Origin of the sequence: Dyadobacter sp. 22481 (genome assembly GCF_052044875.1) — a bacterium.
Lineage (GTDB): Bacteria > Bacteroidota > Bacteroidia > Cytophagales > Spirosomataceae > Dyadobacter > Dyadobacter endophyticus.
On sequence record NZ_JBQENV010000003.1, the window covers coordinates 1,054,913 to 1,080,507 of the forward strand.

16 protein-coding genes are annotated in these 25,595 nt (G+C 48.5%); 13 read left to right on the forward strand and 3 right to left on the reverse strand.

Annotated features, from left to right (window positions below):
• Nucleotides 1-9: 9 nt before the first annotated feature.
• The gene (locus ACTJJJ_RS23080) at nucleotides 10-3,216 is read right to left on the reverse strand and encodes a SusC/RagA family TonB-linked outer membrane protein (RefSeq protein WP_440703153.1); all 3,207 of its coding nucleotides are present in this window, start codon (nucleotides 3,214-3,216) and stop codon (nucleotides 10-12) included.
• Nucleotides 3,217-3,996: 780 nt separating this feature from the next.
• On the opposite strand from ACTJJJ_RS23080, the gene ACTJJJ_RS23085 reads away from it, so the two are divergent.
• The 7 genes from ACTJJJ_RS23085 (at nucleotide 3,997) to ACTJJJ_RS23115 (ending at nucleotide 16,831) form a co-directional block, all read left to right on the forward strand.
• Nucleotides 3,997-7,251: a SusC/RagA family TonB-linked outer membrane protein gene (locus ACTJJJ_RS23085; protein WP_188936028.1), complete on the forward strand. Its 3,255-nt coding sequence runs from the start codon at nucleotides 3,997-3,999 to the stop codon at nucleotides 7,249-7,251.
• 5 nt (nucleotides 7,252-7,256) lie between these two features.
• The gene (locus tag ACTJJJ_RS23090) at nucleotides 7,257-8,693 is read left to right on the forward strand and encodes a SusD/RagB family nutrient-binding outer membrane lipoprotein (protein ID WP_440703154.1); all 1,437 of its coding nucleotides are present in this window, start codon (nucleotides 7,257-7,259) and stop codon (nucleotides 8,691-8,693) included.
• A 205-nt stretch (nucleotides 8,694-8,898) separates the two neighbouring features.
• Nucleotides 8,899-12,033 carry a SusC/RagA family TonB-linked outer membrane protein gene (locus tag ACTJJJ_RS23095; protein ID WP_440703155.1) on the forward strand — a complete coding sequence of 1,045 codons (3,135 nt, stop codon included), beginning with the start codon at nucleotides 8,899-8,901 and terminating at the stop codon, nucleotides 12,031-12,033.
• 10 nt (nucleotides 12,034-12,043) lie between these two features.
• Nucleotides 12,044-13,618 carry a SusD/RagB family nutrient-binding outer membrane lipoprotein gene (locus ACTJJJ_RS23100; RefSeq protein WP_188936034.1) on the forward strand — a complete coding sequence of 525 codons (1,575 nt, stop codon included), beginning with the start codon at nucleotides 12,044-12,046 and terminating at the stop codon, nucleotides 13,616-13,618.
• An 8-nt stretch (nucleotides 13,619-13,626) separates the two neighbouring features.
• Nucleotides 13,627-14,598 carry a DUF1735 domain-containing protein gene (locus tag ACTJJJ_RS23105; protein ID WP_440703156.1) on the forward strand — a complete coding sequence of 324 codons (972 nt, stop codon included), beginning with the start codon at nucleotides 13,627-13,629 and terminating at the stop codon, nucleotides 14,596-14,598.
• A gap of 155 nt (nucleotides 14,599-14,753) precedes the next feature.
• Nucleotides 14,754-15,998, forward strand: a complete 1,245-nt coding sequence (locus ACTJJJ_RS23110; RefSeq protein ID WP_188936038.1) for a pyridoxal phosphate-dependent aminotransferase — start codon at nucleotides 14,754-14,756, stop codon at nucleotides 15,996-15,998.
• A gap of 44 nt (nucleotides 15,999-16,042) precedes the next feature.
• The gene (locus tag ACTJJJ_RS23115) at nucleotides 16,043-16,831 is read left to right on the forward strand and encodes a queuosine precursor transporter (protein ID WP_426291695.1); all 789 of its coding nucleotides are present in this window, start codon (nucleotides 16,043-16,045) and stop codon (nucleotides 16,829-16,831) included.
• A gap of 5 nt (nucleotides 16,832-16,836) precedes the next feature.
• On the opposite strand, the gene ACTJJJ_RS23120 is transcribed toward ACTJJJ_RS23115, so the two are convergent.
• Nucleotides 16,837-17,598, reverse strand: coding sequence for a TrmH family RNA methyltransferase (locus ACTJJJ_RS23120; RefSeq protein ID WP_440703157.1), 762 nt, complete (start codon nucleotides 17,596-17,598; stop codon nucleotides 16,837-16,839).
• Nucleotides 17,599-17,630: 32 nt separating this feature from the next.
• Here ACTJJJ_RS23120 and tamL point away from each other — a divergent pair, with 32 nt between their 5' ends.
• The 6 genes from tamL to secG all read left to right on the forward strand — a co-directional run bounded on the left by tamL (nucleotide 17,631) and on the right by secG (nucleotide 24,676).
• A complete protein-coding gene (gene tamL, locus ACTJJJ_RS23125; protein ID WP_188936044.1) occupies nucleotides 17,631-20,051 on the forward strand; it encodes a translocation and assembly module lipoprotein TamL in 2,421 nt (806 codons plus the stop codon).
• 93 nt (nucleotides 20,052-20,144) lie between these two features.
• Nucleotides 20,145-21,626, forward strand: a complete 1,482-nt coding sequence (miaB, locus tag ACTJJJ_RS23130; protein ID WP_426291697.1) for a tRNA (N6-isopentenyl adenosine(37)-C2)-methylthiotransferase MiaB — start codon at nucleotides 20,145-20,147, stop codon at nucleotides 21,624-21,626.
• Between the two features lie 76 nt (nucleotides 21,627-21,702).
• A complete protein-coding gene (locus tag ACTJJJ_RS23135; RefSeq protein ID WP_188936046.1) occupies nucleotides 21,703-22,998 on the forward strand; it encodes a sigma-54 interaction domain-containing protein in 1,296 nt (431 codons plus the stop codon).
• On the forward strand, nucleotides 22,988-23,509 hold the full coding sequence (locus tag ACTJJJ_RS23140) for an LptE family protein (RefSeq protein WP_440703158.1): 522 nt from the start codon (nucleotides 22,988-22,990) through the stop codon (nucleotides 23,507-23,509). Before ACTJJJ_RS23135 ends, ACTJJJ_RS23140 begins: the two co-directional genes overlap by 11 nt.
• 59 nt (nucleotides 23,510-23,568) lie before the next feature.
• Nucleotides 23,569-24,222 carry a hypothetical protein gene (locus ACTJJJ_RS23145; protein ID WP_426291699.1) on the forward strand — a complete coding sequence of 218 codons (654 nt, stop codon included), beginning with the start codon at nucleotides 23,569-23,571 and terminating at the stop codon, nucleotides 24,220-24,222.
• A 64-nt stretch (nucleotides 24,223-24,286) separates the two neighbouring features.
• Nucleotides 24,287-24,676, forward strand: coding sequence for a preprotein translocase subunit SecG (gene secG, locus ACTJJJ_RS23150; RefSeq protein WP_188936052.1), 390 nt, complete (start codon nucleotides 24,287-24,289; stop codon nucleotides 24,674-24,676).
• 76 nt (nucleotides 24,677-24,752) lie between these two features.
• Here secG and ACTJJJ_RS23155 read toward each other — a convergent pair whose 3' ends face one another.
• Nucleotides 24,753-25,460, reverse strand: coding sequence for a hypothetical protein (locus ACTJJJ_RS23155; protein ID WP_440703159.1), 708 nt, complete (start codon nucleotides 25,458-25,460; stop codon nucleotides 24,753-24,755).
• Nucleotides 25,461-25,595: the final 135 nt, after the last annotated feature.

A 25,595-nucleotide genomic window follows, 5' to 3' on the forward strand; every position in this document is an offset into this window, starting at 1 on the left:
GAATCTGAATTAGAATGATAGATTTAACTGAACGCCGTACGTTGCGGTAGAAGGACCGGCAGCGAATTCACCGTAAAGGTTTTTCAGGCTGGTCCCGAACGTGTTGGCTTCCGGGTCGACAACGTGGTTGCCCTTAGGCGTCCACAGCACGAGGTTACGACCGAAAATACCCACAGATGCACCTCTTACCGGCAGCTTTTCCAACGACTTCTTAGGCACTGTGTATGTGAGCGACACGTTTCTCAGTTTGAAGAATGTCTTCGGCAGAACGTGATTGTATTCGTTAGCTGATGTAGATCCACCGTAGTAAGTGAACACGTCGGCGCGGGATACAGGCGTTGTGTTGGTTGCATAAGTGTTATCACCTGTTTTGACTACCGAACCTGGCACAACAAACGGCTCGCGGTCGTTGTATTGCGTCATATAGGCGTTTCCGTTGAAGTAGTTCAAACGGGCTGTATAGGAGTAGAACACCCCGCCATTTCGATAGTCGCCGTTCGCACTGAGTTTGAATCCTTTATAATCCAGGTAGGTTGAAATCCCCAAAGTGTAATTCGGGTTAACCGAACCTCTGTAAGTTTCTTCGGAACTTACCAGAGGCAGGCCGGTCGTCGAACTCACAATAGTGTTGCCGTTCGGATCGCGCTGTACATCGGGCGAATAAATAGCTCCCAAAGGCTTTCCTACTACGGCGCGTAGTTTCACATTATAGCTGCTGTTCAAAAGGATATTTCCTGATCCGCCTTCCAGACCGAGTGATTCTACTTCGTTCCAGATCTTGTTGTAGTTCACAGTAACACCCCATTCGAACTTCTCGGCGCGTACCGGGATCAGATTCAATGCCAATTCAACCCCTTTATTTCTTACACTACCAAGGTTAACCGTCTGCGTGGTTGCACCTGTTGCAGGTTCGAGGCCAAGGCTGATGATCTGGTTTTTTGTCAGCTTGTTATAGTAGCTCAGGTCAAGACCGATACGTCTTCCGAAGAAGCCCAATTCAAGACCTCCTTCGTATTCGGTCGAGATCTCTGGTTTCAAGCTTTGGTTTCCGAGGTTGTTTGATACTTCATAAGCATTCAAACCACCGAATGGAAAATTGATGTTGCCAAAGCCACCCGCACGCGTAGAGCCCGGCACATATACAGAATAGACCTGATAAGGATCAGCGTCGTTACCCGCAGATGCGGCCGCGAAACGTACTTTCACGAAAGGAATTTCTGCCGGCAGTTTGAAAACGTCGGACAATACGGCACTGATGCTAGCGCTCGGATAGAAGTATGAGTTTTTGCCTTTTGGCAGCGTGCTCGTCCAGTCATTACGCGCACCTACTGTGAGGTATAACCAGTTGTCGAAACCGAATGTGGCCTGACCATAGATACCTACGAGGCGGCGCTTGCTTGATGTAGCAAATGTAGTAGGCGTCACAGAGCTGTTCGAGAGGCTGTAAAACCCGGGAAGGTCGAGGTTGGTCACCTTCGCAAAGTTGGTCAGCCCGGTTCTTTCATTGAGGTTGTGCCCAAAGAATGCCTGCACGTCAAAACGGGATCCGAAATTGTGTTTGAAATTAAAGATCAGGTCGCTGTTGAACTGGCGGTTTTGTTTTGCCAATTGAGAAACACCACCAAATACGTCGTTGGCAGTACTGTTTGGCGTGCCGTCAGCGATTTTTCCAACATTACCCCAGTCTTTCTGGAATGCGTCGGAATAGTCACCGCCCACTCTGAATCTCACATCCAGACTTTTGAGCAACTGATAACCAAACTCGATGTTACCGAAAATACGGTCCTCATCATAGTTGTTACCCTGGTTGTACAATGTCCAGTAAGGGTTCTGAGCGTATGGGGTGAAATAGTTATCCAACGTCATGAACTTGTAGTACGGGCTGCTAGGATCCAGCAGCGCTTTTGAATCGACGATCGAGTGGTCGCGCGGGATCTGGATGATCTCCTGCCATACTACTTTACCTCCGCCCGCATCGTCGCCCTGGCCGGTCGCTACCGCCTTCTGGTTTTTGTGAACGTAGTTGATATTGGAGTTCACAAAGAACTTATCCAGTTTCAAACCACCATTCAGGCTCAAAGTGTTACGCTTATACGAGTCGGCATTGGTAGGCACTACCCCGTCAGCCGTTGCATTGGAATATGCTACACGGTAGTTGGCAGTTTCGGTACCACCCGAAACGGCAATGCTGTTGTTCCACTCATAACCTTTGTCGAAGAAATCTTTCAGGTTGTCTTCCTGTGCCGAGAAAGGTTTCAGCATTTGTGAATTGTCCACAACATTACCCCAAAGGCGTGTCTTGCCATCGAGTTTTGGGCCCCACGAACCGTTTTCGATGCGGTCGAACAAGCCGCTCCATCCCTGGCCATAAGTATTTTGCAGGTGGGGAACGCGCAGGATTCGGGATTGTGCGAATGATGACGAAATATCCACCTGCGTTTTACCCGACTTACCTCTTTTGGTAGTAATCAGGATCGCACCGTTGGCTGCGCGGCTACCATACAATGCGGATGCCGAGATACCTTTCAGTACGGTAATGCTTTCAATCTCATTAGGGTTGATATCGTTCATCTGGTTACCGAAGTCCATCGAACGGTTGAAGTCATCGTTGCTGTTTTGCGCGTTGGTCGATGAAGTATTACCGCGGTTGTTCATCGGCACACCGTCGATGACGAATAGCGGCTGGTTGTTACCGGTCACAGAGTTGAAACCACGGATGTTAAGTACGGTCGACGCGCCCGGTGCTCCCGAAGCGGTGTTGACCGAAAGACCGGGCACGCGGGCGTTAAGGGCGTCGAGCGGGCTGGTGTTACGGGCTTCTGTGATAGATGTGTTGGTAATCGTGGCGGTACTATAACCGAGTGACTTACGCTCACGCGAAATACCGAGCGCGGTTACGACCACTTCTCCCAGTTGCTGGGCATCGGCTGCCAATGTTACGTTGATCGTCGATTTCGAACCTACCGCAATACTTTGGCTCAGGTAACCTACAAATGAGAACACGAGTGTTCCGGAAGAAGGGACTGAAATGGTGTACTTACCGTCGATATCACTGGTGATACCTCTGGTTGTACCTTTTAGGGTAATGTTCACACCGGGTAGCACGCTTCCGTCATCGGCGGTTACAACTCCCGATACTTGTTTATCCTGGGCAAATGCCTGCCAACCAGGAATTAACAAGCACCCTAAGAATAGAAACAGTAGAGTCTTTCTCATACAAAGGATTTAAAGTTTGTTTAAATAGGACATTAATTGCGTCAAGGTTACAAAAATAATCGTTGTTTCAATCAATTACAATGCCGTACAAATCAATGTCCAGAATATAATTTGGCATAAATCAACTTTCATTGTCAGTTTGTTAGCGCGAAGCAGCAAAATGCTTCTATAAACGTATTTGTTAGAACTTCACGCTTTCCGCCACATTCGCAATCAAAATTGCAACACGCTCCCCCTTTCCTTAGATGAATTTCAAACAATTCAAATATTTGCTAAAAGCGGCTTACCTCTGTGGGTGCAGTTTTTGATCCAAAATAAGCCGCTTTTTGGACCAAAAAAATTTATATTAATGTACAAACAATATTAAAAAAATCCAAATATTTATCAAAAATTCCTCGATAGGCGGGGCATTCTTTATCTTCAAAATTTTCAACTGCCGCTTTATTTAGATTCATTCTTTCAAAATGCCGCGTATACAGGTACCGTACTTCATATGCCCGTATTTACACCGTCCGGTATGTTTGGTACTTATAAATGTAAAATCCTCAAAAAAAAGCACGCTCAGTTAACAATTAGTTAAAATCAAGCCTATTTTTGAAAAATTCGCATATTTAAAAAAATTGCAAAAAATTACCACAAATGCATATAAAATTCTCCATTTAACCCCCTATAACCAAACTAAATTTTGATATTTCGCAAACAAATGGTTGTAATGGTTAAACTAATAGTTATTTTTGCAACAGTATGTTTACATAACAAACCTAACTTTAAGACTAATTTATGAGGAAGACTTTATGCTCCTTATTGGGGTGTTTGCTGCTATTAGTGACGCAGCTTCATGCCCAGGATCTCGCCGTGACCGGCAAGGTCACCGCAGACGACGGCTCGATACTTCCGGGCGTCAACATTTCTTTGAAAGGTACTACTCGCGGTACCACCACCGACACCCAGGGCCAGTACACGATTTCCACTACTACCGGGGCTACGCTTGTTTTCAGTTTTATCGGTTTTCAAACACAGGAAGTGATTGTTGGAAACCAGTCGGCCATCAACGTAACGCTAAAAAATGATGTCAGCCAGCTTCAAGAAGTGGTGGTAACCGCCCTTGGACAAGAGCGTAAAAGAAACGAGCTCGTGTACGCGGCCCAGCAGATCAACAACGAACAGATCGTACAGGCGCGTAACCCGAACGTAATGAATTCGCTCGCGGGTAAAATCGCTGGTCTTGATATCAAAACCAACAACAACATGGGTGGATCGACCAGCGCGATCATCCGTGGTTACAAATCCATTACAGGCAACAACCAGGCATTGTGGGTAATCGACGGTGTGCCTGTGTCGAACGCCAATACCAACTCGTCCGACCAGCAGACAGGTCGCGCCGGAACCGACTACGGTAATGCGGCTTCCGATATCAACCCAGACAACATTGCATCCATCAACGTCCTGAAAGGCGCTGCTGCAACCGCACTTTACGGTTCACGTGCTTCAAACGGTGTGATTTTGGTAACTACCAAACAAGGTCGCAAAAACAGCTTCGACGTAACAGTGAACAGCGGTGTTACCTGGGGTAAGATCGACAAGAGCACTTATGTGAAATACCAGAATGAATATGGCGCAGGTTATGGCGGCGATGGTTCAAAAAACCAGTTCTACCGGGGTAACCTGGGTTCAGGTGAAGGCGATATCGCTGTTTTTGACGCGGATGCCTCTTTCGGGCCCAAATTTGATCCGAGCAGAATGGTGTATCAATGGGATGCATTTGATCCTTCCTCCCCGACTTTCGGTAAAATGACCCCGTGGGTTGCTGCTAAGAACGGTCCGGCCGCATTCTTTGAAACGGCGGTAACCTCCAACCAAAGCATCAGCATCCTCGGTGGCGGTGAAAACACGACATTTAAAGTAGGTTATACCCGCAGCGACGAAAAAGGTGTTCTGCCTAACAGTAAACTCGGCAAGAACCTTTTCAATTTCTCGGCTTCTTTTGACCTGACCAAGAAACTGACCATCTCAGCCAACGCAAACTACTCGCAGGTAAAAGGTATAGGACGTTACGGAACCGGTTATGATGGCAAAAACCCCAACCAGCAATTCAGACAGTGGTTCCAGACCAACGTGGACCTGCTTGAGCAGAAAGCCGCCTATTTCAGAAACAGACAGGATGTGACCTGGAACTGGGGCAGCCCTACCAAGCCCTTCGATCAGAACGGCCCTATTTACTCAGAGAACCCGTATTTCTCCCGTTACGAGAACTTCTCGAACGACTCGCGTGACAACATCTTCGGTTACGCCGCTGCGGTTTACAAAATCGCCCCATGGGTTGACCTCACCACCCGCTTTGCTTACAACGGCACGCAGGATATGCAGGAAGAGCGCATTGCATTCGGCAGCTCGGACCCTGCTCAATATAAACGCTACAACAGAAGCTTCAACGAGACTAACCTCGATGTGATCTTCAACTTCCGCAAAGCGATCACGAAGGATATCAACTTCTCCGGTTTGGCGGGGGGAAGCATGCGCCGCTCGACTGAAAGTGCAATCCGTGCACAAACTAACGGCGGTATGGTCGTACCAGGTCTGTTCTCCCTTTCGAACTCGATTAACCCGATCGAAGCACCGACCGAAACTTACAGGAGAATCGGGGTGGATGGTCTTTATGCGCAGGCATCATTTGGTTACAAAGACCTTGTAAACCTCGACCTTACCGCAAGACAGGACAAATCGACCACGTTGGTCAAAGGGGAAAATACGTACTTCTACCCTGCGATTGGTGCCAACTTCAACATCTCCAACCTCGAAGGATTGAAAAGACTTGGCTGGCTGACCATGGCGAAACTGAGCGCCAACTACGCAGAAGTAGGTAACGATGCGCCATGGGGAAGCACCATCGACGTGTACGACAAGCCAACCGGGCTAGGCAGCATCCCTTACTTCACGCTGAGAAACACAAAAAACAATCGGGAACTGAAACCGGAAAGGACCAAAAACTATGAATTCGGTCTTGAAAGTGCATTCCTGAACGACCGCGTAGGTTTCAACTTCACTTATTACCGTTCGTCCACGCTCGATCAGATACTTCCTGTATCCATCACCGCTGCAACCGGCTATGCATTCCGTTACGTAAACTCGGGTGAAGTACAGAACAAGGGTATTGAGATCTCCGCTTATGTAACGCCCATTAAAGTGCAGAACTTCTCGTGGACATTGAATCTGAACTTTGCAAGAAACCGTAACAAGGTGATCAGCCTGTACGGCAAAGGCGACCAGGAAGTAACCAATGTTACAATCGCTAGCCTTCAGGGTGGCGTTTCTATCAACGCGGCAAAAGGACAACCCTTCGGTATCATTCGCGGAACGGATTTCATGTATCATGAAGGAACAGGCGAGAAAATCGTTAAATCTAACGGTATCTATGCGGCTACTTCCGCTTCCGACAAAATCATCGGTAACCCGAACCCAGACTGGATCGCGGGTGTAAGCAACACATTGAAATACAAAACATTGTCACTGAGCTTCCTGCTCGACATCCGTCATGGCGGCGACATATGGTCGCTTGACCAGTGGTATGGCGAAGGAACCGGTCTTTACCCGATTACGGCAGGCTTGAATGAGCTGGGAAATCCTAAAAGATCGCCTGTTGCACAAGGCGGTGGTGTATTGTTCCCGGGTGTACAAGCCGACGGAACGAAAAACACCGTACGTGCTGCGAACGTTGACGGAAACGGCGCCACGGCATATGGTTACCCTGGCAACCCGCCAAGAGCGATGTACATCTATGACGCGAGCTACATCAAACTCAGAGAGGTTGCCCTTACTTACGCGCTTCCTCAGGAGATCGTAAGCAAACTGCGCGCATTCAAGTCGATCGACATCTCGTTAATCGGACGTAACCTTTGGATCCTTCACAAAAACATGGAATTCCAGGATCCGGAAGAAGGTCTGGGTTCCGGTTTGCTGAATGGTGCGGGCGGTTACCAAAGCGGTGCTTACCCGGCTGTAAGAAACTATGGTTTCAATGTTAAATTCCGTTTCTAAGCGATATGAAAAAATTAATCATTCTTTTCCTTCCGTTCCTGTTGCTGACGGCTTGCGTCGACAGCCTGGACGATTATAATGTGGATACCAAGCGCCCGTCGACGGCACCGCCTGTTACCCTGTTCTCCAATGCACTGAAAGGCCTGGCCGATACGCTGACCAGCCCGAACGTCAATGTAAACAACTATCGTTTATACACCCAGCAATGGACGACCACCACTTACCTGGACGAACCCCGGTACAACGTTACTGCACGTATCATTCCGGAGTCATTCTGGCGCGGACTGTACAAGGGTGTTATCTCAGATTTGAATGAATCGAGAAGACTGATCAACGCGGATGCGCTCATGACGCAAGCTACCAAGGATGTGCAGCTTGCGCAGATCGAAGTGGTAGAGGTTATGACCTGGGCTGCATTGGTTAACACCTTTGGTAATATCCCGTATTCGGAATCAATGAATCCGGAAAACCCGCTTCCTAAGTATGATGACGCCAAAACTGTGTACGACGCGATCCTGGCCCGTCTGGACGCTGCGCTTCCAAAGCTCGAATCGAAAGGAACACCGTTCGGCGGCGGCGATTTGCTTTACAAGGGCAATATCCCACAATGGGTTAAGTTCGGTAACTCGCTCAAACTCAAACTGGCGATGATCATCGCCGACAGCGACCCCGACAAGGCGAAAAAAATGGTAGCAGAAGCAGCCCCGAAAGTATTTACGAGCAACTCGGACAAAGCGGCCTTCCCATACATTTCGACGCCCCCGAACTACAACCCGATCGCGCAAAACCTGAATGCGCTCTACACCAGCCGTCAGGATTTTATTCCTTCGGCAACGATCGTCACTCCGATGAACGACCTGAACGACCCGAGAAGGCCTTTCTTCTTCACGACGCTTGAAGGCAAATATGTGGGTGGCCAATACGGTTTCCTCAACACCTATTCGAGCTTCTCGCATATCAGCGACAAAGTCATCGATCCGGCTTTCGAAGGGCTACTGCTCGACTACTCCGAAGTTGAATTCCTGCTTGCAGAAGCTGTTGAAAGAGACTTCATCACCGGTTCGGCTGCTGAACACTATAATAAGGCGGTAACTGCATCTATCACTTACTGGGGCGGAACCGCGGCAGAAGCTGCTGCTTACCTCGCACAGCCTAAGGTTGCCTATGAAAGAGCCGGAGCAACCTGGAAAGAAAAAATCGGCTTCCAGAAATGGATTGCGCTTTACAACAGAGGCTGGGAATCATGGGTTGAATGGAGAAGGCTCGACTACCCGAAACTTTCTCCGCCATCGGGTGGAAACGTTCCTGCTGGCCTGGCGATCCCTGTGCGCATGATCTACCCGATCATCGAACAGACCCTCAATGGCGCTAACCGCAGCTCTGCGGCAGATGCTATCGGCGGCGACCTTGCTACTACCAAATTATGGTGGGATAAATTCTGACAGTAATTTATAGTATAAACACGAACGGCGGGCCTAGGTCCGCCGTTCGTGTTTATAGCCTAATGCAAGCCTCTATGTTATAGTATACCGATTAAAAATCCAGACATACCGCTTGCTGAATAAATGCTGGGGATGCCCGATTGATGGTTGTAATTCGGAGTCATAAGGTTTTTTGAAAACCCTTCATTACAAAACCTAACTTCGGATGAAATCACCACTACTCTTAATCGGAGTCGGCGTACTCCTATTCTTTCTTGAACCCGCCCGTGCCCAAAACCACGAGGTTGTGGGAAAAGTAAAATCTGCCTCCGACAGTTCATGGCTCCCCGGTGTAACAGTTAGGATAGCCGGGAGCCAATCAGGAACCCTCACCAACGAAAATGGCGAGTTCAAAATCAACGCCCGGCAGGGACAGACGCTGCTATTTTCTTTTGTCGGCTTCCTAAATCAAAGTGTCAAAATTCCCCCTGCCGGCACGCTGAATATAAGCCTGGAACTGGATGAACTTTCACTCAATGAAGTGGTCATAACCGCAGGCGGGCTTACCGCCCAGCGTCGTGAACTAGGAAGTCAGGCTACTACACTGAAATCCCAGGATCTGACACAAGGAAAACCAACAAGCGTCGCGGCTAGTCTGGCAGGAAAGGTCCCGGGCCTGCTCGTAATGGGCGTAAGCAGCGGTGTTAATCCCGCATTCAGACTCGTCCTACGTGGAAACCGTTCTCTGACAGGCAATAATCAGGCGCTGGTAATCATCGATAACATGATTTCTTCGAATGACATTCTCGCGAATATGAACCCCGAGGACATCGATGACATCCAGGTGCTCAACGGAGCGGGTGCAGCGGCATTATACGGATCCGACGCCTCCAACGGTGCATTGATTGTCACGACAAAAAAAGGGAAATCCGGAAAAACCGAAGTGCGTCTCGCTCACACAGCCACACTCGAAAGCGTAAGTTTCCTTCCGCAGTTACAATCCGGTTTTGGTTCAGGCACTACACCCGATGATGTTCCTACATATACTCCCTATGAAAACCAGCAATTCGGGCCGGAATTCGACGGTTCCATGGTAAAAATCGGCAAGCCGCTCCAAGACGGATCTATTCAAACCATTCCCTATTCCGCGCAGAACTCCCGGAAAGATTTCTGGAAAACTGGTCTTACCAATCAAACCGACCTGAGTGTTTCGTCGGGCGATGAAAAAGGCTCTTATTATCTTTCCGCACAATATACCAATCAACACTCCACCGTCCCTTATGAGGGATTCAAGCGTTACAGCGTGCGGGCGAATAGCACCAGGCACGTCTATAAAAATCTGACCGCCTCTTTCAATACCAATTTTGTGGCTACCAGAACTGACATTAGCAGCGCTAATACATCGGCATATCAAAACTTGCTAATGTCTCCCTCGCAAGTGGATATAACGAAATACAAAGACTGGGAGAACAATCCATTTGCAAATCCGAACGGCTATTTTAACGAATATGCACCGAACCCGTACTTCTCGCTGGCTAATAACCGGAACGTTTCACGGCAGGACTACTTTCAGGGTAATCTGGAATTAAAATGGAAAATCCTGAAACCGTTAACGATTACATATAGGTCCGGAATCACTACCCGGAACTTTACCGGTAAAAGCCGGAGCGGAAAGTTTACCTACTCCGATTACACCAAAAGCATTTCTGGTAGTTCCAAAACCGATTTGCCAGGCAATGTGGGCGATTTCAGCGGTTTTACGATGCAATTTGTCAACGATCTGATCAGCGAATTCAAAATGCAACTGACACGAAACGTTAGTCTCAGCTCGGCACTCGGAGTCACATTCCGTGAAAACAGCAGCAAAACCTTGTTTGCGCAGGCTAACGGATTGGTCCTCACCGATCTTTACAACATCGGTAACAGCCTTTCGAACCCGATAGCGGGAGAAGAAAATTTCAAAGCTCGCCAGGCAGGTGCCTATGGAGAGGCCAGGCTGGGTTTCAAGGACTTTCTTTACTTGCACGTTACCGGTCGGAACGACTGGCGATCCATTCTCTCAAAAACCAACAGATCGTTCTTCTATCCGTCTGTGGACGTTTCGCTTATCATAACGGACGCATTTCCCGCACTCACACAATCCGGTTTTCTGCAAACACTTAAATTAAGAGGAGGGTACTCAAAAGTAGGTCAGGTCAATCTGGGAAACATGTTTAACCTGGGTGCCTACTCGTTGAAAAGCACATTTTCTCAGACATCCGGCTACCCCTATTCGAGCGGAGCGGGTTTTACGCTTAACGATAAAATGGTGGCTGCCGAGATCAAACCCGAAATGACCCTCGGGTCCGAAGCCGGGCTAGACTTTGAACTCGGGCCTCTTTCCCTGTCCGGCGGCGTGACTTTCTACAAAACCAATACCATGAATCAAACGATTTCTGTCATGGTGTCGACCGCGACGGGATATCAAAGTCTAACAACGAATGTGGGTGAGGTCAAAAATGAGGGGATTGAAAGTTATCTGCATATTACCCCTTTGAAACTACCAAACGGCCTTGAGGTTTCACTTTCTGCGAATTATACATTCAATAGCAATAAGGTATTATCACTTTCCGATCAGGCCGATCAGCTTACACTTGCCAGTGAGGGGAGCACCGCACGCATCCTTGCGAAAGTTGGATCGCCGTTTCCATTATTACAGGTTACCCAATACAATCGTGATCCTCAGGGGCGGATCATTGTTAATCCAATCACCGGGTATCCCGCTACCGACGGTTCCTTCCATAATGTAGGCATCACCAATCCACCCCATATTCTGGGCTTAAACGGTACGATCAAATTCAAAAAACTCCGCCTCTACGCATTGTTAGAATACCGGAACGGTCATTTCATCTACAATTCTATCTCAACCGGCTACGATTTCTCGGGCGCCGGTGTTCGGACAGCCTGGTATAACCGCGATCGTTTTGTAATACCTAATTCATCCTACAAAAACGCCGAAGGTGAATATGTGCCCAACACGAATATTACCGTCCGCAGCGGTGGCGCCGATTTCTGGACAGACGCCACAAGAAACCGGGGAATCGGTGAAAACTATGCCAATTCTGCCGGGTTCTGGAAACTGAGGGAAGTATCGCTCCGATATGACCTGCCAGCTTCGATCTTATCGAAAACGAATTTTATTAAGGGAGTAACCATGAGTGTCCAGGGCAGGAATCTGTTTATATGGGTCCCTAAATCAAACCTCTACACCGATCCCGAATACAGCCAAAACGGGATCGAAAGTAACGCCGTCGGCTTTACGAATTTAGCGCAAACACCGCCTGCCAGGTACTATGGAGCGACTTTGTCATTCACCTTCTAATTCCCCTGACATGAAACTTACATTCAAATACTGGATACTGGGAGCATTGGTCCTGGCCTCCACTTCTTGCGACAGCTATCTCGATATTAATGAAAACCCGAATGCTGCTACCAGCGCTTCCGCCTTGCTGGTACTTCCACAAGCGATCACCTCTTCCGCCACGCTTTCCAGTTCGTACAATTCATACGGAGGGCATTTCGGAGGATTTATTGCCAACGCGGGCGGGTTTTCAGGATTTGGCAACCTATTTAACTATCAGATCGTGCCGGGTGATTATAATACATTGTGGACCAATACTTACGATAACTTACAGGACTATCGCTATGTCATCGAGCAAACCGAAGGTAACGATGAACTTGCCTATGCCAATGCGGCGGCAAAAATCATGACCGCTCTCAATTATCAACGGCTAGTTGATGCTTTTAACGACATTCCTTATTCGGAAGCATTAAATAGCAACACCACCCTTACGCCTAAATACGACAATGCTGCCATAGTCTATCAGGATCTGGTAAAGCAATTGGACGACGCCATCCAGACGATTGCCACGGCCAAATTCCCTAAAAACCTGAATTCCTCGTCCGATCCCCTGTTCAGTGGTAACATGACCAAGTGGAAGCAGTTTGCCAACACGCTCAAACTCCGGCTTTTCATCAGAGTTTCGGGTGTAGCCTCCCTCTCCGATTTTGCACAAAAAGGCATCAGGAGCATCGATGCCAGCGTAGGCTTCATTGCGGATGACGCTATCGTAAATCCCGGATATGTCAAAGACAAACCGAATCCATTATGGAATGCCTGGGCTTATTCCACAACGGGTACGCTTTCCAATTCTTCCCGTACTGCCACGAAGTTCTCATTTGGATTTTATAAAGGACAAAAACTAACGGACAATGGTCGCGGAAGTGTGATCTATAAGAATTTCGAGACTAACACACCCGTCAATCAGCTAGGCAATGAGGTGGACGCCCCTACTATCGTCACCAATTACTCGACATGGTACACAGGTACATTTGGAAGTGCGTCCAGTATTTCGAACTCTTTTGGCATTATGAAAGGACCTTCACAAGGTCAGCCGCTAATACTTGCAGCTGAGTCGCATTTCCTGCAAGCGGAAGCACGTTTAAAAGGCTATCTCACGGGCGAACCCAAGGACAGCTTCAATGACGGCATTACTGCCTCATTTAAATATTTATACAAAGACGTCACCAACGCAGTCCCGGCAACAAAAGACGTTGCTACCGATGTGGCAACCTATAAAAAGGATAATCCTGACAGTTATCTGGTAAATATAGAATTATCAAAAACAGCTGCCGAGAAACTCGAAGCCATCATTACCCAAAAATACATCGCATTGAACATGATCAACTCGGATGAGGCATGGAATGAATTCAGGCGAACCGCTTTTCCTGTAACTGATCCAAAAGGCGATGCATATCACAATATCGCTTCGCTGCTATCCAATTCTTCCCGGCCCGACAAACTTCCCTCACGCGTATTGTATCCCTCATCCGAACAATCATACAATGCGACGAATTACAAGAGCGTCAACCAATTTTCCGATCTCATTTTCTGGGACCCAAACTGAACCGACCTATGAAAAGAATACTACAAGCAATAGCGCTGGCGACTTTTTTCAGCTCACACATATCCTGCCTGAAAGATGAGATGACGCTTGATCCTGAAAATTCGGTCAATGTTATCGAATTTAAAAACCCTTCCAGCTTTGTGTCACCATCTGGTAGCAAATATGCCTTATACACGAGAGCATTCGATCTGGCGGATGAAAGTGAGTATCCGATCACGATAAGTTATTCCGGCGCACAGGTAGCCCCCGAAGATATAACGGTCAAACTGGGTATAGACACCGCAGCATTGAGCCAATACAATGCCGAGCAACACAAAAAATATGACCTGATCGACGAAAGGCTCTATACACTGGTAACATCCGTGGTGATACCGAAAGGAGAACGAACTGCGGTCGCCAAACTGAAATTTAAAAGCTCAGCATTCGATTTCAGTAAAAAATATGTGCTTCCCATCCAAATCCAGTCTGCCTCGGCGGGCGTTGTCAGCGGAAATTTCGGAACGATCCTCCTGAATGTAAATGCGAAGAATAAATATGACGGCGTGTATACGGTCACGGGCAAAATGTCCGACGCTTCCAACGCGGCATTTACCGGGCTTTACAGCGTTGGTAAAAAAGTCGAGTACACGCTCGAAACCATCTCCGCCACCGAATGCGTCGTTACTGACCATATCAATTGGGGTGGGGCAGCTTACGTCCCTATTTGGACAGGAACGGGAGTAAGTGGCTACGGCTCCTTCTCTCCTGTCGTTGAATTCGACCCAGCAACAGGCAAGATTATCAGCGTCAAGAACTTTTACGGCCAGCCGGCTTCGAATACGCGTTCGGCACAGCTTAACCCGGCAGGAATAAATATCTATGATGCGACCGCAAAAACTATCAAAATCAGCTATTGGATGTTGCAGCCCAGCGTTGTCACAACTCCGCCACACATCCGCACCACCTGGGAGGAAGAATGGAAATTCCAGAAACCAAGATAAATTACAAGTTTCCCAATAGTCTATTTTCAGCCACGCGGTTTGCGTGGCTGAACTTTTTTTGGCAAAAAACAGGGCAAAGTCTTCAAAACAATGCCCTTGTGTCGTAGTGTCGTTTGATTTTATTTAACTTTGAGGGTTATCCAACTCTTGAAAAAATGGAATTTCTAAAAAGCGACCGCCTGAATCATCTGAAATACGAGATCCGCGGAGCTACCTACCAGAAAGCGTTAGAGCTTGAAAGTCAGGGCTACAAAATCCATAACCTGAACATCGGCAACCCCGCACCGTTCGGTTTCGATTCGCCCGACGAGATCGTCCACGACATTATCATGAACATCCGGAATGCGCAAGGCTACTCGGATTCCCGTGGCTTGTTCGCGGCGCGCAAGGCGATCATGCACTATACGCAAACAATTGGTATTCAAGATGTTGAAATCAATGATATTTTCATCGGCAACGGTGTAAGCGAGCTCATTCTGCTTTCGATGCAAGCACTGCTCAACCCCGGCGACGAGGTATTGGTACCCTCCCCCGACTACCCATTGTGGACTGCGGCGATCTCACTCAGCGGCGGTACACCGGTACATTATATATGCGATGAGGAGTCAGACTGGAACCCCGATCTGGATGATCTTGAAAAGAAAATTACTTCGCGCACCAAAGGAATTGTAATTATTAACCCCAACAACCCAACGGGAGCGGTTTACGATAAAGAAGTACTTGCCCGCATCGCTCGCATGGCGGAAGAGCATGGCCTGATCATTTTCTCGGATGAGATTTATGATAAGATCCTTTACGACGGGGCCGCCCACTATCCGATGGGCTCTTTCGTAAACGATACCCTCTGCGTGTCGTACGGCGGACTTTCTAAAAACTATCGTTCGGCTGGCTTCAGAGGCGGCTGGATGATCCTCAGCGGCGCGAAACAAAAAGCCAAATCCTATGCGGAGGGCTTGCTCCTGCTGGCGAGCATGCGACTGTGTGCTAACGTACCGACGCAGTACGCGATCCAGACCGCACTGGGTGGTTACCAAAGTATCAAGGAACATGTGGTACCAACAGGCCGTCTGTACAAGCAAATGAACCTGGTATACGATAGGTTGACGTCCATTCCGGGCATTACATGCGTAAAACCGAAGGGCTCGCTGTATGTCTTCCCAAAAATCGATTTGAAAAAATTCGGCTTCAAAGCGGACGATCAATTCGTTTACGAACTGCTGGCAGACCAAAAAGTACTCGTTGTGGCCGGAACCGGATTTAATTATCATCTGGACCCGCATTTCCGCATTGTGTTCCTACCTACGGTCGACGAACTGAACCAGGCGATGGACAAGCTGGAATTCTTCCTGACCAACCGCCGCATCATGTCGACGCGCACCGTTGAAGACGTTATTGCCTGACGAAAAATTAAACCTTTACCTCCACTGAAAGTACACATCGCCCAATGACCATACCCGACAGAACCATTCAGGAGGCCAAACGCCAGCGGCTGTTCCTCCTCCTTTGCGGTATCTTTCTTACCAACGCGCTTATCGCGGAAATCATTGGCGGTAAAATATTTTCAGTGGAGACCCTTTTGGGCATTGCTCCGGCCCAGCTGCCGATCGGCGGCCAGAAGCTCGACTTCAATATGACAGCTGGCGTAATCAGCTGGCCGATCGTGTTCATTACTTCCGATATTATCAACGAATATTTCGGTCGCAAGGGCGTCAAAAGGATTTCATATGTTACCTCGGCCCTGATCGTCTATACATTCCTGATCATCTACGTAGCCACCCAACTTCCCCCCGCACAGTTCTGGCTCGACCTTAACAATACCGACAGCCACGGTAACACGTTCAATATCAACGACGCATTCTCCAAAATCTTTAACCAGGGACTCGGCATCATGATCGGCTCGATCACCGCCTTTTTATTGGGGCAGTTGTTGGATATCCTCGTATTCTCGTGGCTTCGCAGAAAAACGGGCAGCCGCTTCATCTGGCTCCGAGCGACCGGCTCTACCATGTTTTCACAGTTGATCGACAGCTTTGTGGTAATCGGGATCGCATTTTATGTTTTCGGGAACTGGGATTTGAAGCTGGTCTTTTCAGTTGGTACAATCAATTACCTGTATAAAGGTGTAGTGGCCATTCTGTTGACGCCACTGTTGTATGTAGCCCACTATTTCATCGACAATTACCTCGGTAAGGAGTACGCAGAAGAGCTTTCTCACCACGCCGCGCACGAGTAAGAGGCTTAAAGCGGCACCTGTCTCCGCATATTATCCAGCATAACGGCGGTTGCAATGCCGACATTCAGCGATTCCGCGGCTCCAAATCTCGGGATCATGATCTTGTCTGTCACAAACCTACCGACCTCTTCGCTAATCCCGTTGGATTCGTTGCCCATTATGATGATCCCTCCATGGGCAGGATATGCAAATTCATACAGCGAATCGCCTCCCAGAAAAGCACCGATAACTTGCTGGCCCCCGCCTTTTATTTCTTGAAAATACCGGATTAAATCAGTGTAGTAGAGGTTCACGCGCGTAAATGAGCCTTTCGCCGCTGCTATAACTTTGGGATTGTAAACATCGGTCGTGTCGCGTGAGCAAACGACCTTGGTAATGCCGTACCAATCGGCGACGCGGATAATGGTACCGAGGTTGCCGGGGTCACGAACGTCGTCCAGCATAAGGATATATTCGGAAGGCGAGGCAGACAAAAAAGCATTTTCCTTCGTTCTAGCCACAGCCAAACACGAATCGTTGGTTTGGAAAGATCCAAGCCCTTCCAGCTCCTGCGCTGTAACCGTTTCGACGGCTACGTTATGCCGGGTTAAAATACTTGAGTATTTTTGCTGAAATTCCTGTGTTACCAGTACAAACTCGATTTCAAAGTCGGAGTCAAACAGTTCCAGTACACTTTTGGCGCCTTCTATCAGGAACGCCTCGTGAAGCTGTCTATACTTCTTGATTTTCAGCGAGTTGATATACTTGATACGATTTTTTGACAACATTGAATATTAATTGTAGGACTATATACGGCTGGTTGATTCTCCTGATTCTGACGGGGCTATTTTCCTGCGCACCCAAACCCACTTCCAAAGGTTACCTGTTGGGTAATTCTTCCATCAAGGGCAATCGCGTGGTGAGCGACTCAGAACTGGACGCATTAATTCCCCAAAAACCGAACCGACGGTTACTGGGTCTTCCTATCTTCCCTTACGTTGGTCTTTACCGTTTTGGCGAGCTGTTTTACAACCGCGAGGAAAAACAGCGCAAGGTGATCGAGGTGACGCAAAATTACCAGAAAGAATCCCAGGAACATGCAGATTCCCCGCGAAAGCTTGAAAGAATCAACACCAGGTATGCCAAAAAACTGGAAAAAGCGCAGATACGGGCTACACAGGGCAACTTCTGGATGCGGGTGATGGGGGAAGCCCCAGTCTATTACATTCAGGCCGACGTAAGGCAGAATGCCGAGAAAATGCAGAAATACCTGTACAACAACGGTTTTTTTGATGCGAAAGTAACTTTTGATCCTGATACGATTTTTAAGAGGATACGGGTCAATTACCTCGTCGCAGAAAACCGGGCGACAATGATCCGCAACATTCAGTATGTGGTCAACAACGACCTCGCTGATAGCCTCATCAAAGCCGATGGGAAGAATGCAGCGCTGCAACCACGCAAACGTTACGACGGCGACGCGTTCGAAGAGGAACGTATCCGCATTGAAACTTTGCTTCGGAATGATGGTTACATGGGCTTTTCCCGGCAGAATATCAGTTACATCGTGAACGATACAATTACGAACGGGCCTACCGACAGCCTGTTCAAATCGGTGGATGTGCGCGTCAAGGTCGATATGCCCCCAGCAGCCAACAAGCGCTATTCGGTCAATTCGGTCAATTTTGAGATACTCCCGCCATCGGGAGTGCCGGATTCGATTTTCAGGAAAGATACCAGCATGTATGAAGGCATCAGATATGTGTTTTCGGATAAAAAATTCTCCCGGAAAGTGCTCGACACTAAGATGCAGGTACGGCCCCAGGCTTGGTACAGCCAGAAAAAAGAGCGCGACACCCAGCAGCAATTGTCGCTAACCGACCAGTTTCGCTTTGTCAATTACAACTACACGCTCGATTCGACCGGTCGGGGTATTAACAGCTATTTCAAAGCCATCCCGCTCGACAAGTATCAGATCTCGACCGACCTCGGCCTGAATGTAATCCAGTTACAGGGCACACCGGGTCCATTTGCCAACCTCTCTTACAAGATCCGGAATGTCTTCAACGGAATGGAAAACTTCGAAACCAACATCCGGGGGGGTATCGAACTCGTACCGAATTTTGTGGGTAACCGCGAGATTTACAAGAGTGAAGAGATCGGCGTCAATGCGTCTTTAACCTTCCCAAGGTTGCTTACCCCGCAGAATTTATTCCAAAGGCAGACTGCCAACAACAATCCGCGAACTCAGCTAAGCCTCGGCTACAATTATGTGAACCGACCGGAATACACGCGTACCAACGTCAAGATTAATACCAACTATTCGTGGCAGCCGTCCCGGACCACACTCGTCAATGTATCGCTGGTCGACCTTAACATCATTAATAATACGTACCTCCGCGACAATTTCCGCGTGCTTCTGGACACCTTGAAAAACCGGGGCAATAACCTCATTTACAGCTTCAAATCAGCGTTCGTTTCGGACCTCAATGCCAATTTTGTTTACAATACCAACTCGCTCATCGGGCCGCAAAAGAAAGCCCATTACTTTCGGATCGCAGTGGAATCGGGTGGCACGACGCTGAACTTCTTACCCCGGCAACGCGAAGTGATCAGGGGAATGTTTGGTGACAGCCTTCAATTTTACAAATACATCCGCTGGAATGCCGACTACCGCCGTTACTGGCCTGCTGGAAGAAGATCGGCATTGGTGGCCCGCGTGAATACCGGCGCGATTTACAGTTATGGCGATAACAAGGTCCCTCCGTACGAAAAGTACTTTTTTGCGGGTGGTTCGAACAGCCTGCGTGCCTGGCTGCCCCGGCGGCTCGGCCCCGGCTCGGCCAAACCGATTACCTACAACGACCTTTCTATTGAAGCCCCGGGAGAGTTCTTGCTCGAAGGAAACCTGGAATGGCGTGGCTATCTGGCCAAGTTCTTCGGCGATATCAACTATGCTTTGTTCATTGACGCCGGAAATGTGTGGCGATTAGGGAATAATGCTACATCTGATGACCAGAAACTCAAAGCAGATAAATTCCTCAGGGAAATCGCTGTCGGAACGGGTTTTGGGATCCGGTATGACCTTTCTTTCTTCGTTCTCCGCTTCGATTTTGGTGTGAAGGTGTACGATCCTGCATTGGAGCGCTTTGTCCTCGATGAATTACAATTGAAACACCTTTTCAGGCGTACGGAGGCCAATTCCCTGAATATCAACCTTGGGGTAGGTTACCCATTCTGATCGAATTCCGGCTATCGCCAACATATGACAGTTTGTCAGTTTTCATCCAAATTTTCCTATCTTTGCGCTTTGAGCGTTTAAGAATTCCTTCTCATGGAGCATAGAATTGCAGATTCACTAAAAATTTTGACAGCGGCGGACAAGGAAGCCTGCGAAACCGTGAGGGTTTCGGAAGACGAACCGGTTTCAGGAAAGAAGAGGCTGTTTATCGAAAGTTATGGCTGCCAGATGAACTTCTCCGACAGCGAGATTGTCGCTTCCGTTATGCGCGAAGCAGGCTTTGCTACAACCTCGGACGTCAACAATGCGGATCTGATATTTCTGAATACCTGTTCCATCCGCGACAACGCGGAACAAAAGGTAAGGAACCGTCTGAAACATCTCAATTTCATTAAAAAAAATAAGCCCGGAACACTCATCGGCGTGCTCGGGTGTATGGCCGAACGCCTCAAAACGAAGTTTCTGGAAGAGGAAAAGATGGTCGATATCGTGACCGGGCCGGATGCTTACCGCGATCTTCCACGACTCGTAGAGGAGGCAGGAACAGGGCAAAAAGGTGTAAATGTATTCCTTTCGCGTGAGGAAACTTACGCAGACATTTCCCCTATCCGACTGAATTCCAACGGCGTATCTGCATTTGTTTCGATCATGCGTGGTTGCGATAATATGTGCAGCTTCTGTGTGGTACCGTTCACACGTGGCCGCGAGCGCAGCCGTGACCCATATTCTATCGTCAGGGAAGCCGAAGATCTTTTCAATGACGGTTACCGCGAAGTAACATTGCTCGGCCAGAATGTCGACAGTTATAAATGGACGCCCGGCGGGACGCCGGAAGGCGGCGCTGCCGACGAAGCTGCGGGCCCAGCCCTGGTAAACTTCGCAAACCTGCTCGAAATGGTGGCGAAAGTCAACCCCGAACTACGCGTCCGGTTCAGTACTTCACATCCCAAGGACATTACCGACGAGGTGTTGTATACCATCAAAAAGTACGATAACATCTGCAACCACATACATTTACCTGCCCAAAGCGGTAATACCCGCGTGCTGGAAATCATGAACCGGACTTATACCCGCGAATGGTATATCGACCGCATCGACGCGATTCGCCGGATCCTGGGTGAAGATTGCGGTATCTCGCACGATATGATCGCGGGATTCTGCACCGAGACGGAAGAAGAGCACCGGGATTCAATGTCGCTGATGGAATATGCCCGATTCGATTTCGGATATATGTTTACCTATTCAGAACGTCCGGGCACGCTCGCTGCGAAGAAATTTGCGGACGACATTCCGGAAGACGTCAAGAAAAGAAGGCTTGCGGAGATTATCGAAGTACAGCGGCGCCTTTCACTCGAGCGCAACCAGCGGCTGCTGGGTACCGTTCAGAAAGTGCTGATCGAAGGCCCTTCCAAAAAGTCGGATGAGGACTTCAGTGGGCGGAGCGACCAGAACAAAATGGTCGTTTTTCCCCGCGAAAACCATAAAAAAGGACAATATGTTGACGTGCTCATTACCGACTGCAACGCCGCTACCCTGCTCGGACGGGTGTTACAGCCCGAGCCGGTTTTGGATTAGCACATTGCCCTGTCTTTAAACCCGTTTTGACAAATTAACTAAGGCTTTCGGCCTGCCGGAAGCCCTCAGATATTTCATGGATTCATCGGAAATACAAGCTATAAAGAACCGCTTTGGGATCATCGGCAACTCGTCGGGCCTGAACCACGCGATCAATGTAGCCGTGCAGGTCGCAGCGACTGATCTGACGGTTTTGATCACCGGTGAAAGCGGAAGTGGAAAGGAATCATTTTCAAAAATTATCCATAGCATCAGCTCGCGCAAGCACGGGCCGTTTATCGCCATCAACTGCGGCGCGATCCCGGAGGGCACGATCGACTCAGAGCTCTTCGGGCATGAGAAAGGTGCATTTACTGGTGCATTGGATGCCAGAAAAGGATATTTTGAAACGACCAACAGCGGGACCATTTTCCTGGATGAAGTGGGTGAAATGCCACTTGGAACACAAGCAAGGCTGCTTCGTGTTTTGGAAAATGGGGAATATATTCGTGTCGGTTCTTCCAAAGTTTTAAAGACAAATGTCCGCGTAGTGGCAGCCACAAATGTCAATCTGCTCGACGCGGTGAACAATGGAAAGTTTCGGGAAGATTTGTATTACCGTCTGAATACAGTCCCCATTTACGTGCCGCCGCTGCGCGACCGTGGCGAGGATATTCTGCTGCTTTTCAGAAAGTTCACCAATGATTTCTCCGAGCGCTACCGTACCAAACCTGTTAGGCTGGACGGCGAAGCGCGCGATTTGCTGATCCAATATTCATTTCCGGGAAATATCCGTCAGCTCAAAAACATCGCCGAGCAGATTACCATTCTTGAAACCGATAAAGAACTGCCCATCAACGTTCAAACCCTCAATCATTACCTGAACCCGGTGCAGCCGTCGAGCCGGAAGGCATTGGTACCACTTCGTTCAGGCGACGACAATGGCACTTCGTTTTCGGAAAGAGAGCTTTTATATAAAGTACTTTTCGATATGCGGCGGGATATGACGGAGTTGAAAAAACTCGTCAGAAATGTGCTTGAAAACGAGAAATATGGTGGCGACATTCTCAAAGACCATCAGGATCTGTTTAGTTCGATCAATAATGTGGAGCCTGTTATCACCACCCCTACGATTGAACCGGCGCGGCTGCTCACCCCTCCCCCGTCGCGAACGGTGGACCTGGACCGCTACTCCGATGAACGTGATGAAATAGAAGATGTGGTGCACGTTACTGCAGAGGAAGAATCGCTTTCGCTGGAAGATAAAGAGAAAGAAATGATCATTAAGGCGCTTCGCAAGAATAATAACAAGCGAAAATACGCCGCGAATGCATTGGGCATTTCTGAGCGCACGTTATACAGGAAGATCAAACAATACGACATTGAAGAATAATAGTAACGCCCGGAAAATGTGGGCATTCCTGATACTGATTTGCCCGCTTTTCATGTCGGGGTGCGGAGTGTATTCATTTACTGGGACTAACCTTTCTCCTGATATCAAGACATTCAGCGTGCTCAACTTCACGATGGGTACCGCGGGCGGGCCGAGCGATCTGCCGCAGCGACTGACAGAAGACTTGAAAGAATACTTTCAACGAAATACCAGCCTTGTAAGCCAGCCGGGCGGAGGCGACCTCGTGCTCGAAGGTTCCATCACGGGTTATGACGTAACGCCCGCAGCGCCGACAGCCAATGACCAGGCGGGGCTGAACCGATTGAACGTAACCGTACAAGTGCGTTATACCAATGCAAAGGACGAGACGAAGAACTTCGATCAGTCGTTTACTTACTACGCCGATTTTCCTCAGGATCAAACACTTAACCAAAACGAAGCAAGACTTTTGCCAACGATCCGCGAAAACATTGTGCAGCAGATCTTTAATAAATCCGCTGCCGACTGGTAGGAAAAGCCCGGCCCGAACTTTCAATTTCAACAACTCGACTTTCTCATTAATAACGGAATATGGCGCTCATCGATAAGGAAACATTTGATCAGCTGGTGAAAAACCCGGGGCTGATCACGGCAGATGTGATCCCGCAGCTGGAAGCCACGATCAAGGCATTTCCGTATTGCCAGATCCCCTACTCCATGCTGGCCAAGGCATCCAGCCTCGCCGGTACTGAAAAACTGGAAGAAACCCGCCCGCGTGCAGCCGCATATGCGCTCAGCCGCGTGGCATTGCAGCAACTGGTGGAAAGCGACAACGAGCGTTACGATGCTACCGTGGACGTGGACGATATCCTCGAACCACAGATCGCGCCAGAGCCGCTCGACAGCGACGACATTCTGATCACGACCGTCGAACAACAAGCTTCTGCCGAATCGCAACGCTCCGAAGAGCAGCGCAGGCAACAGCAGATCATCCAGGGTTTTATGAAAAAGAACCCGCGCATTGCCCGTCAGGACAACAACCTCGAACCGGTAAGCATCGATCTGACCAACCGTTTAGCAGCCGGCACGGAAGGCAGTATTGAAACCGAAGCATTTGCCAATATCCTCATCCGGCAAGGCAAAATTGAAAAGGCGATAGACGTCTATCAAAAATTGATTTTGAAAAAACCGGAAAAAAGAAATTACTTTGCAAAAAAATTGAGCGAACTATACGCGAGATCATAAAGAGTTCATTGACACATCACACATTCAAAATTCAGTCATTCAGTCATTCAAAATTGTTTAAAGCATGTATTTGGGTTTAATTATTCTGGTTGCCATTGTTGCAGTGTTGTTGATTTTGGTTGTTCTCGTCCAAAATTCAAAAGGTGGAGGACTTTCAAGCGAGTTTAGCGGCGCAGGAACTACCCAAATGTTCGGTGTTAAAAAGACGACCGACCTTCTCGAACAAATCACGTGGGGTCTGGCGAGCGCGGTGATCCTCATTTCACTTGTATCCTATATTATGGTAGGCGGTGCCAACACTGGTGCCGGAATCAACAGCGTGAACGTGGATAGAGCTCAGAATGCAGTAGTGCCAGGTGGCAAGATTGCGCCTGCACCCGCTACACAGGAAGGCGCGGCTCCTGCGGGAACGACAACTCCCGCTGCTACTCCCGTCGACACAGCTAAGAAATAATCGGGCGTTAGCCGATAAAAGAAAATCCTGCGACGAACATCGCAGGATTTTTTTATGCCCAATATTAAAATCAGATTTACGCCACATTGATCTCCCGCAGCATCAGCCTCTCCGCCACCGGCAGCAGCGTTTCGTGCAAAGGATATTCATATTTGGATTCCACCACATAAGTCGCCGGGTTCGGCATAGCCCGGTTCTGCTTCGTAAGGTCGACTTTTATCTGCGAAATCGTGTTTCCGAGGCCGATACGAACCGTATCGATATAGCTGGTTATCAGGTAACGCTCTTTCAATGCATTGTACAAGGCAAGCTGGTATTGAAATATGCTCACCATCGGCTGAAACGTATGCAAAAAAAGCAGGTAACCTTCCTGCAAATGCAACGGCACAATACCCACGGGTGAAACCCGCACATTTTCTTCCACCTCCGAAAACCGCTCCGAACCTTCTTCAATGGATTTGGAAAAACGGGGGATCGCAAAGTCGAGCATGTGGTTCAGGTCCGACATAAATGTGTCGTCCTGGTGCGTCTCTTCGTACTGCAACTGCCAGGTTTTGACATCGATACCTGTAAGGTTTTTAGGCAAGCCCATCCTGATCCGGCTTTTATTATTCCGGACGCTGACACACGTATCGAGGTGCAACTTCAATTCTGGCAGACACGGATGTAGTCGGTTGTGTGTGAACTGGTCCCGGACGTGCTGAAAGTAGGCCATCAGCACATATTTTTTGTATTCAAAATCAAAAATTCCTTCGGTAAGCCAGTTTTTATCGAGCTCTGACATAGGGTTCTTAATTTGGTGCCGATAAAATTTAATCAATTCCTTTGCTGAAAGCAAGATTTCAGCATTCCTGACACGCAAATGACATTATAATACTATAACGCCACGCCTGAGTACAAATTTGTCACACTAGCCGGA